Here is a 10,035-nt window from a genome sequence, read left to right as displayed (position 1 = left end):
TCGGGGGCGACCGCGGTCGCCTCGACGATGACCAGGCCCGTGCCGCCGGCCGCGCGGGCCGCGTAGTGGGCGAAGTGCCAGTCGTGCGGCACACCGGCCTCCGGCCCTTCGGGGGCCGCGGAGTACTGGCACATCGGCGGCATCCACACGCGGTTGGGGATCGTCACGTCGCGCAGGGTGAAGGGCTCGAAGAGCGCGGTCACGGCGGGCTCCATTCGTCACGGACCGAAGACTGGGCTCGTACGATAGGCATCGTAGTACGGTAGATGTCAAACTACGATGGTTCTCGTACGATGGAGGTCCCGACGAAGTGGAGCCAGCTGCCGTGACCACCGCCCGTGCCAGCCGCACCCTGCCCCACCCGGCGCGCGACGAGATCCGGCTGGAGGGTGTGCTCCACGCCCTGTCCGACCCGATGCGGCTGCAGATCGTGCGGGAGCTCGCCGCCGACGGCGACGAGCTGTCCTGTTCGCAGTTCGTGCTGCCGGTCACCAAGTCGACCACCACACACCACTTCCGGGTGCTGCGGGAGAGCGGGGTCATCCGGCAGATCTACCGGGGCACGGCCAAGATGAACGGTCTGCGCCGGGACGACCTGGACGCCCTCTTCCCGGGGCTCCTCGACGCCCTCCTGGGCGCCGCGGCCCGCCAGTCCGCCCGGCTCGGCGAGGGCTGAACCGCCCTGGAGGACGAGCCGGAGGCCGCTATGGGGCCTTGCCGTGCGCCGCCGTCAGGAGGGACTGCCAGTCGGGCAGCTTCACCACACCTCGCCCCAGCGACGCGCCCAGCTCCGCCTCCGCCCGCTCGATGGCCCGCCACCCCTCCCACTCCACCGGCTCGACGCCCTCGGCGCGCAGCACGGCCAACGGATCCTCGGGCACCTCCCGGCGGGCCAGGGCGGGGGCGTCCTCCAGCAGCGAGGTCACCGTCTCCTTGGCGCACGGCCGGTTGGTGCCGATCACGCCCGTCGGGCCCCGCTTGATCCAGCCCGCGACGTACTCGCCCGGCGCGACGGCCCCGTCACGCAGCACCCGCCCGGCCAGATGCGGCACCGTGCCGCTGCCGGCGTCGAACGGCAGCCCCTCCAGCGGCACCCCGCGATACCCCACCGACCGCAGCACCAGCTGCGCCTCGACCACCTCGAACGCGCCCGTGCCCGCGACCCCGCCCCGTCCGTCCGGCACGGTCCGCTCGAACCGCACCGCGCCCACCCGCCCCGCCTCGGCGAGCAGCTCGACGGGGCGCAGGAAGAAGCGCAGCAGGATCCGGCGCGGCGCACCCCGCGGCGTCCCGTCCGCCCAGCTCCGCAGCACCTCCACGTTGCGGCGCTGCGGGGCGGGCAGCGCGGACGGATCGGCACAGGCGGGATCCAGCGCCAGTTCGGCCGGGTCGACGAGCACGTCGGCCTCCGGCAGCGCGCCCAGCTCCCGCAGCTCCTTGGTGGTGAACCGGGCCTGGGACGGTCCGCGCCGCCCCACCATCTGGATCTCGGTCACCCGGCTCGCGGTGAGCGCGCGCAGCGCGGCGTCCGGCATGTCGGTCGGGCCCAGCTCGGCCGCGCCGCGCGCCAGGATCCGGGTGACGTCCACCGCGACGTTCCCGACCCCGATGACCACGGCCGACCGCGCCTCCCGTACGAAGCCGTCGTCGACCGCGTCCGGATGGGCGCTGTACCAGGACACGAACTGGGTCGCCGACCAGCTGCCCGGCAGGTCCTCCCCCGGGATCCCCAGATGCCGGTCGGTGGCGGCGCCCACGCAGTACACCACCGCGTGGTACAGCTCCCGCAGCCGAGCGGCCGGCACGCCGCCCGCGCCGACCTGGACCCGGCCGAGGAACCGCACCCGGTCGTGCTCCAGGACGGTCCGGAGATTGTTCTGCAGCGACTTGATCTTCTCGTGGTCGGGCGCGACGCCGTAGCGCACCAGGCCGTACGGGCACGGCAGCCGGTCCAGCACGTCGACCCGTGCCAGCGGTTCCTGCTGGACGAGGGTCTGGGCGGAGTAGACCCCGCTCGGTCCGGAACCTACGACGGCGACTCGCAGCACGGCGGAACTCCTTCGTCCCGTTGTTCGCGGTCGGTTCCAGCATCGCACCGGCGGGGCTGCGCTGTCAGGGTGCCGTCGCGGAGAGCGGACGCGTGTCCGTTCGTGTGCCATGTGATCACGAGGTTACGTTGCGTGGGTGCTGGAAGCATCCTTTCTCAATCTTTCCGATCGGCGGCCGGAGGATGGCGCGGTGTCCGTGTGGCCCGCGTGGGAGGTGCGGGAGGACGGCGGCGCGACCGCCTGGTTCCAGGTGCGGCTGGCCTTTCCCGACGGCGCCGGCGTGGAGGTGCTGGCCGTGCTGGCGGACGGGAACGTCTCCCTGGAGGACGTCCGGGCCCGGCCCGCGATCTCCCTCGACGACCTCACGGAACTCGCCGACTGGATCGAGGGACCGCTGTGCGAGGCGTGCGGGATCGCGACGGAGACGGTCGAGGGCGCCGGCGAGGGCGAGGTCGCGCGCCGGGCCCGGCCGCCGTGGCCGCGCGGCATCCAGGGGCGGCGGCTGGTGGCGGAGGAGTACCGGGCCGCACAGCAGGAAGGCGCCGACCCGGTGCTCGCGGTGATGTGCGCGACCGGGCACAGCCGCCGCAAGTCGCTCAGGATGATCGCGCAGGCGCGTGACGCGGGTTTCCTGACACCGCGTCACGCACGGCGTACCTGAGCGCCGGCGAACGCCGGAGCCTCACCCGCCGACCGGCATCACAGCATCCGCCGCATCCGGGTGATCTCGCTCGTCTGCTGAGCGATCACATCGTCCGCCATCTCCTCGATCTTCACGTTGTTCCCCTGCGCCTTGGCGTCCGCCGCCATCGTGATCGCCCCCTCGTGGTGGGTGATCATCAGGGTCAGGAACAGCTGGTCGAAGGCCTGTCCGCGGGCCGCCCGCAGACTGCTCAGCTGGCTCTCGGTGGCCATGCCGGGCATGGCGCGGTGCTCGTGGCCCTCGGCCGTCTCCGTCCTGCCGTGCTGATCCAGCCAGGCCTCCATCACGTCGATCTCGGGTCCCTGGGCCGCCGCGATGCGCCCGGCCAGCTTCTTCACCTGGGCCGACGCGGCGCGGTCCGGGGCGAGCGCGGTCATCTCCAGGGCCTGGGAGTGGTGCTCGATCATCATCCGGGCGTAGTCCACGTCCGCCGAGTTGGGCGTGTCGTCGTCGGCGCGCTGCTGGGCCGCCTCCTGCGCGGACAGGGTCCGGTTGGCCTCCCCGGGCTTGCCCGGCACGAGCACCGAGGGGCCGCTCGCGCGGTCCGGTTCGGGCGTCGAGCCGGAGTCGCAGGCACCGAGTCCGAGTACGGCCAGTGCGGTCAGCGGGACCGTGAGACGCAGCGTGCGGCGGTGGAGCACGACGACCTCCTGTGACGGGCGGAACGCGGGGCGCACCTCGTGAGTGCCGGGGTCCGTCTTAACACGTCGGTGAGGACTGTTCGGCAAAAACATTCATTACATGTCTGTTGCCCCCCTGTTGATTTGAGCATGGCGAAGACGATACTTCGGGGGTCCGTGAACCGTTCCCTTGCGAACGGAACAAGGGAGGAAGCAGTGACCCTGTTGAGCAATCCCCGAACACGGCGCAGACGCCTGGGAATCACCACGGCCGCGGCCGGGCTCCTGGCCGCGCTGCTCAGCGCACAGCCCGCGGTCGCCACCCCCGACCCGGGAGACTCGCCCCCCGCGGAGAAGAAGGTCTCGGAGAGCACCCGCGAGGACGTGCGGGAGGCGGTGCGGAGCGGGGAGATACCCGGCCAGGACGAGACGGTCCACTCCGCCAACATCCGCCATCTGGCGAACATCCCCAAGGACGTGCTGCCCGGCACCAACTCCGACCTGGCCTTCCAGGGCAGGTACGCCTTCGCCGGCAACTACGACGGCTTCCGCATCTTCGACATCGGCAACCCGAAGTCACCCAGGACGGTGGCCCAGGTGCTGTGCCCCGGCTCGCAGAACGACATCTCCGTCTCCGGCGACCTGCTGTTCCTGTCCACCGACTCCTCGCGCAGCGACAGCAGTTGCAACAGCACCACCCAGCCCGCCACCGAGAAGTCCTCGTGGGAGGGCATGAAGGTCTTCGACATCAGCGACAAGCGGAACCCGAAGTACGTCGCCGCCGTCGAGACCGCCTGCGGCTCGCACACCCACACACTGGTGCCCGAGCGCCGCAACGTCTACATCTACGTCTCCTCCTACTCGCCCAACGCCGCCTACCCCGACTGCCGGCCGCCGCACGACGGCATCTCCGTCATCAAGGTGCCGCGCCACGCCCCCGAGGAGGCGGCGGTCGTGGGCTTCCCGGTGCTGTTCCCGGGTGAGGGCGCGGACGGCGGCGGCAACCCGGGCGGGCCCGTCAACCCGGGCGTCTCCAAGACCACCGGCTGCCACGACATCACCGTGCTGCCCTCGAAGGACCTCGCGGCCGGCGCGTGCATGGGCGACGGCATCCTGTTCTCCATCGAGGACCCCGAGCACCCGAAGGTCATCGACCAGGTGCAGGACAACGTCAACTTCGCGTTCTGGCACTCGGCGACCTTCAACCAGAAGGCGAACAAGGTCGTCTTCACCGACGAGCTGGGCGGCGGCGGCGCGGCCACCTGCAACGCGGCCGTCGGCCCGAACCGCGGCGCGGACGGCATCTACGACATCGTCGGCAAGGGCGACAAGCGCAAGCTGGTCTTCCGCAGCTACTACAAGATCCCCCGTCACCAGGCGGACACCGAGAACTGCGTGGCCCACAACGGTTCGCTGATCCCGGTCAAGGGCAAGGACCTCATGGTCCAGGCCTGGTACCAGGGCGGTGTCTCCGTCTGGGACTTCACGGACTCGTCCAGGCCGCACGAGATCGCCTACTTCGAGCGCGGCCCGATCAGCACCGAGCGCCTGGCGGGCGGCGGTTCCTGGTCGGCGTACTACTACAACGGCCACATCTACTCGAACGACATGGTCAAGGGCTTCGACGTCCTGAGGATCGACGACCGGCGCACGGACCCCGCGCAGCGGGTCCGGCTGGGTGAGCTCAACGTCCAGACACAGCCGGACTACTTCGACTGACCGGTGACCGGGGGCTCCGTCGCGAAGAACCGTGACAGGTCCCGGTCGCAACCCCCGCCGGGCGCCTCGGCGCCCGGCGGGGAACCCAGCTCCCAGTCCAGGCCGTAGCGCCGGAACAGCTCCGCGCGCAGGGGGGAGATGGGCATCCCCACGTTCGGCAGCACCATCGCGTAGACCGCGCCCATGAGCTGCGACCGCAGCATCGGATAGTCGCACCCGGTGTCCCGTGAGCCGTGCCGGGCCACGGTGTCGCGCAGCAACTCCGCGAGCCGCTGCTGCTCCGGGCACTGCACGAAACCCTCCGCCTGCAACAGCCCGGCCATGTGCTGACGCATCAGCACGGTCCGGTCGCGGGCCAGGCCCAGGATCGCGTCGATGGCCCGCGCCATCCGCTCCCGGCCGTCCTCGGTACGCGGTTCGCGTTCCAGCGCCTCCTCCAGCGTGCGGTGCATCAGCCGGTGCACCGCCGACTGCACCAGCTGGCGCTTGCCGGGAAAGTAGTACGACACCAGCCCGCGCGCCGAACCCGCCCGGTCCGCGATGTCTCCCAAGGTCGTGGCCTCGTAGCCGCGTTCACCCACGAGCTCCACGGCCGCCTGGAGCAGCCGCTCCCGGGAACGCCGCCGCAACTCTTCATTGACCGCGGCGCTTCGAGGGGACATCCTGTAACTCCTGCGTTGACTGGCTGCCAGCCAACTATACTCAACGCGTCCCGGCGGGCCCGTGCCCGGACCCGGCCGGGTACGCCGCCTGCCTCGGGCGACGCGGGGGATCGCCTGAGGCGGGCGGCCACATCCGGGCCGGGCTCTCAGACGACCTGGTCGAGTACCGGGCGCAGGCCGTCGGGTCGTCGGTCGGCCGGCAGGTGGTCCACGAAACGCACGGCGCAGCCCAGCGCCGCGGCGCCGCCGTCCCGGTCGGGGTCGTCACCCACCATCAGCACCGTGCGCGGATCGGCGTCGAGGGCCGTGCAGGCGAGGCGGAACAGCCGGGGGTCCGGCTTGCGGATGCCGTGCTCGTAGGACAGGGCGTAGGTGCCCACGAACCGGTCCAGCCCATGGGCGCGGAAGACCGGCCGCAGGTCCCAGCCGATGTTGCTGACCACCCCGACGGCGATGCCGCGCTCGCGCAGGCCGGCCAGCACCTCCATGGCGTCGGGGTACGGGGACCAGGCGGCCGGGCTCATATGGCGTTCGTACAGCGCGTCGTGCAAGGCCGGGTCGGGCAGCGGTACTTGGCGGGACAGCGCGGTGTAGGCCGCCCGGTGCTGGGCGGAGCTCTGGTCGCGGACTTCCCACAGGCCGGCCAGCTCACCGGGGAGCCGGCTGGGGTTCGCCCCGCCCGGCAGCGCGCCCGCCGCCTCCAGCGCCCGCGCGGTCGGCCAGTTCGGGCTCGCTCAGGGACATGTCCCGATCGGTCAGCACGGCCCGCAGCCAGGCCTCGGTGGACTCGACGCGGAAGAGGGTTCCGGAGAAGTCGAACAGTACGGCGCGTAAGGCTGTCATGCGGTGATCGTAGGGAGCCACGTTCCGGTCCGGGGGAGGAACGTTGCCGCAGGAGCCGCGGGCGAAGGGGCCCTCGCGCACCACGCTGACCTCCCGGCAGCCTTCGCAGCGCCGGAACACCGGCTCCCGTGGCGTTGCTCTGCTGCGCGCGCACCGCGCGGCGGCGCGAGTCTTCCGGGCCGACCTACCGGTGGCGCCGCCCCGGTGCGCTCACGGCCGCAGCCGCTGGTGGGCGGCGACCGCGAGGGCCGCCACCGCGGCGCCGAGCAGCCAGCCGCCGAGGACGTCGGTCGGCCAGTGGACACCCAGCCACACCCGGGTCAGGCCGACGCCGACCACCGAGACCACCGCCACGGTGACCGCCGTACGCCACAGGGCGCGGCCGGCACCCCCGCGGTGCAGCAGCCACAGCAGCAGGCCGCACACCAGGGTGGCGCTCATGGCGTGGCCGGAGGGGAAGGCCGCGTAGTGGGCGGAGTCGACGGGGTCGGGCCAGACGGGCCGGTCGCGGCCCACCGCGGCTTTCATGGCCTGCTGGAGCGCGGTGCCGAGTGCGACCGTCGCCACCAGCCACAGCGCCGTCCACCGTGCTCTGGCCCGCCATACCAGCCACACCACGACCACACCGCACAGGATGCGCATGGTGTTCGGATCCCACACCCAGTCCGTCAGGATCCGGCAGGCCCTGGTGAGGCCGGGTTCGTCGACCGCCCAGCGGTGCGTGGTGCGGGAGACGTCCCCGTCGAAGGAGAGCAGCGGCTTCCATTCGGCGGCGACGAGAGCGAGCAGCAGCACCGAGCACAGGGCCAGTACGGTGCCGGCGCGCACGGCGCGGTCGTGCCGGGGCGGACGGGGCGGGGAGTCGACGGAGGGGGAGTGCATGGTGCGATCCTCGCCGAAGAGAGGGGCGGCAGGTCAACCCGGGCCGGGCGGTGCGGGTCGCCCCGGCGTTCGCCGTTCGTCAGCCCAGCGCCCGCAGCCCCGGGACGAACGTCACCAGCACCGGCACCGCGGGCACCAGGGCCGCCGCGGTGGTCAGGCGGAGCCGGCGGGCCGCGGTGAGGCGGTCCGGGGGAGTGAGCAGTCGGTTCACCCGCTGCGGGAGGTGCGCCTGCGGGGCGGGCCCGGGGCCGAACACACCGCGGTCCTCGTTGAGTTCCACCAGTGCCAGCGCGGTCGTGAGCCGGCCGAACCGCCGCGAGGCCATGTCGTCGGCGGCGAGTTCCACCAGCCGGTGCATCTCGTCGCGGAACGCCGCGAACACCGGCACCTGCGGGAACCCACCGGCGAGCGCGCCCGAGCAGTGCAGCAGCCAGTCGTGCCGGGCGCGCGCGTGGCCCTGCTCATGGGCGAGGACGGCATCCAGCTGGCGCCCCTTGAGGCGGCGCAGCGCGGCGGTGGTGACGACGAGCCGGGGCCGGCTGCCCGGCAGCCACCAGGCGTCCGCCCGGTCGCCCTCCAGGACGACGAGCCGTCCGCGGCCAAGCTCCTCGCCGGGCAAGGCCGGGGCGCGGACGAGGAGTTCGGCGTGCCGGTGCCGCCACCGGGCGCGGGCCCGCACCACCTCGCGGACCAGCATCGCCGCGCTCCACAGCCCGCCGAGGGCGAGCGTCACCGCCAGGGCCGCCGCCCAGGGGCCGGCCGCGCCGAGCGCGTAGGCCTCCACGACCGCGCGTGGCGCCGGGGCGAACACATGTCCGCGGACCGCCTGCCAGGCGGCTGCCGCGCTGAGCGTCATCGACAGCGCGCAGCACAGGAGTACGGCCGCCACCACGCACTGCCACACCCACAGCGCGACCACCGGTTCGCGGTCCGGCCAGTCGGCCCGGGCGAGCAGCCGGGGAGCCGCCACGGCGGTCAGGGCGCCGAGCAGCAGCAGTGCCGCGGGGACCATCATGAGCTCAACCCTATGAGCGATGGCTACCGCGCGGTACGGGCCGCTGGCACGAAGTGACACAGACCACGACGGATTTCGTCGCGCCGCCGGTCACCGGCCGACGGCGTCTCTCACATCGTCAGCAGCATCGCCACCATCGCGATCCCCATCGACAGCCGGCAGGCCCGCGCCAGTTCAGGGCGGTCGCCCCAGCCCGCCGGCGCGCCGGACGTGCCCGCCATGGCGGGCACGGGAATCAGCCGGGCACCGGTCAGCAGCACGTAACCGGCGAAGTAGAGCAGCAGTCCGCCGGTCAGCAGCGGGACCCCGCTGTCGCCGCCGTGGGCGTGCCCGCCTCCCGGCGCGGCCGCCATCACCAGCGCCATGTAGACCATGGCCAGCGCGCCCACCAGGTGGTGCAGGTGGTGCGTGCCGGTCCGCGCCGCCCACAGGGCGCGCAGCGCCGCCGCGCCGAAGACCACCGCGTACCCGGCCCAGGCCCACGGCGGCGGGGCGAAGACCGCCGCCGGGACGGCCATGGCGGCCATGCCGAATCCCATCAGCGCCTCGCCGCCCGCGGCCCGGCGCTGCTCCTCGACGCCGCTGCGCATCCGCAGCAGGCAGTACGCGCCGGTCGCCGCGCACAGCGCGACCAGCAGCCATCCGGACGGAGCCGGTCCGTGCACACGCGCCTCCCCGCTCGACGGTCGGTCGAGGAATGCCCGGCCCGGGCGGTGCGCACGCGAGCGCACGGAGGTACGCGGGGTGGCATGCGGGGGAGCGCGCCGCGCGGCGAATCATTTATTCACGAGTAAAACACCTGTTAAGGTTTCGTCTCATGAGCAGTGCGCCCCCCTCCCCGGCGACCTCCCGGCCACGCCGTCTCCCGTTCGCCGCGGCACTCCGCCTCAACCGCCCGTCCGAGATCTGGTTCAAACCCGCCCTCAGCGTCGTCGTCTCGATCGCGCCGCCCAACCTGATCCTGCTCGCCCTCGACCGCCTCGACCTGGCCATGTACACGATGGCCGGCTCCCTGTGCGCCCTCTACGCCCACCACCGCCCCTACGCCGCCCGCGCCCGCGTCCTGGCCGGGGTCGTGCTCGGCATGCTCGCCGGACTCGCCGTCGCCCTGGTCACGGCCTCCCTCACCACGAACGCGGTCGTGCTGGTCACCGTCGGCGCGCTGCTCGCCGCCGCGCAGAAGGCGCTCTGCGACGTCACCCGCCTCGGACCGCCCGGCAACGTGGTCCTCACCTTCGTCAGCTCCGCGGCCCTGTTCGCCCCGCAGAGCCTCGGCCAGGTCCCCGGTCATCTCGCGCTGGGCCTCGCCGCGGGCGCCTGGGCCTGGCTGGTGTGCATGGCACCCGGCCTGCTCCGCCCGCACGGCCCGGAACGCCGCGCCACCGCGCAGGCCCTGACCGCCGCCGCCGCGTACGCCGCCACCCGCGGCACCGGCCCGGGCCACGCCCGCGCCCGTACGGCCGCCACCGCCGCCGTCCTCGCCGCCCGCCAGGCCCTGCTCTCCGGCGGCGCCCGCTCGGCCGCCGCCCGCCCGGCCCTCGCC

10 protein-coding genes and 2 pseudogenes are annotated in these 10,035 nt (G+C 73.2%); 4 read left to right on the top strand and 8 right to left on the bottom strand.

Annotation, left to right across the window (positions count from 1 at the left end; all coding sequences use genetic code 11):
- A partial coding sequence (locus CCN42_RS10720; protein ID WP_479688073.1) for an oxidoreductase occupies positions 1-203 on the bottom strand: 203 nt, incomplete at its 3' end.
- 107 nt (positions 204-310) lie between these two features.
- On the opposite strand from CCN42_RS10720, the gene CCN42_RS10715 reads away from it, so the two are divergent.
- Positions 311-676 (top strand): ArsR/SmtB family transcription factor, encoded by a 366-nt coding sequence (locus CCN42_RS10715; RefSeq protein WP_086734894.1) that lies wholly within the window; start codon positions 311-313, stop codon positions 674-676.
- Positions 677-704: 28 nt separating this feature from the next.
- On the opposite strand, the gene CCN42_RS10710 is transcribed toward CCN42_RS10715, so the two are convergent.
- Positions 705-2,048 (bottom strand): FAD-dependent oxidoreductase, encoded by a 1,344-nt coding sequence (locus tag CCN42_RS10710; protein ID WP_086734892.1) that lies wholly within the window; start codon positions 2,046-2,048, stop codon positions 705-707.
- A 190-nt stretch (positions 2,049-2,238) separates the two neighbouring features.
- Between CCN42_RS10710 and CCN42_RS10705 the strand changes: the two genes are divergently transcribed.
- Positions 2,239-2,709 carry a DUF6214 family protein gene (locus CCN42_RS10705; protein WP_086734890.1) on the top strand — a complete coding sequence of 157 codons (471 nt, stop codon included), beginning with the start codon at positions 2,239-2,241 and terminating at the stop codon, positions 2,707-2,709.
- 38 nt (positions 2,710-2,747) lie between these two features.
- Here the strand turns inward: CCN42_RS10705 and CCN42_RS10700 are convergent, their stop codons facing one another.
- Positions 2,748-3,392, bottom strand: coding sequence for a DUF305 domain-containing protein (locus tag CCN42_RS10700; RefSeq protein ID WP_245877224.1), 645 nt, complete (start codon positions 3,390-3,392; stop codon positions 2,748-2,750).
- 195 nt (positions 3,393-3,587) lie between these two features.
- Between CCN42_RS10700 and CCN42_RS10695 the strand changes: the two genes are divergently transcribed.
- Positions 3,588-5,090 (top strand): LVIVD repeat-containing protein, encoded by a 1,503-nt coding sequence (locus CCN42_RS10695; RefSeq protein ID WP_086734886.1) that lies wholly within the window; start codon positions 3,588-3,590, stop codon positions 5,088-5,090.
- Here CCN42_RS10695 and CCN42_RS10690 read toward each other — a convergent pair.
- From CCN42_RS10690 to CCN42_RS10670, 5 genes and pseudogenes are all read right to left on the bottom strand, one after another.
- Positions 5,078-5,752, bottom strand: a complete 675-nt coding sequence (locus CCN42_RS10690) for a TetR/AcrR family transcriptional regulator (RefSeq protein WP_086734884.1) — start codon at positions 5,750-5,752, stop codon at positions 5,078-5,080. The two genes, CCN42_RS10695 and CCN42_RS10690, sit on opposite strands and share 13 nt — an antisense overlap.
- Before the next feature lie 146 nt (positions 5,753-5,898).
- Positions 5,899-6,595: pseudogene (locus CCN42_RS10685) on the bottom strand (HAD family hydrolase).
- 210 nt (positions 6,596-6,805) lie between these two features.
- On the bottom strand, positions 6,806-7,477 hold the full coding sequence (locus tag CCN42_RS10680; protein WP_086734882.1) for a phosphatase PAP2 family protein: 672 nt from the start codon (positions 7,475-7,477) through the stop codon (positions 6,806-6,808).
- 79 nt (positions 7,478-7,556) lie between these two features.
- Positions 7,557-8,492, bottom strand: a complete 936-nt coding sequence (locus CCN42_RS10675) for a M56 family metallopeptidase (RefSeq protein ID WP_086734880.1) — start codon at positions 8,490-8,492, stop codon at positions 7,557-7,559.
- A gap of 110 nt (positions 8,493-8,602) precedes the next feature.
- Positions 8,603-9,157 carry a DUF5134 domain-containing protein gene (locus CCN42_RS10670; protein WP_086734878.1) on the bottom strand — a complete coding sequence of 185 codons (555 nt, stop codon included), beginning with the start codon at positions 9,155-9,157 and terminating at the stop codon, positions 8,603-8,605.
- 152 nt (positions 9,158-9,309) lie between these two features.
- On the opposite strand from CCN42_RS10670, the pseudogene CCN42_RS10665 reads away from it, so the two are divergent.
- Positions 9,310-10,035 (top strand): annotated as a pseudogene (locus tag CCN42_RS10665) (FUSC family protein); the annotation flags it as partial.

The organism is Streptomyces glaucescens (assembly GCF_002154375.1).
GTDB lineage: Bacteria > Actinomycetota > Actinomycetes > Streptomycetales > Streptomycetaceae > Streptomyces > Streptomyces glaucescens.
This window is presented reverse-complemented; position numbering and strand designations above follow the sequence as displayed.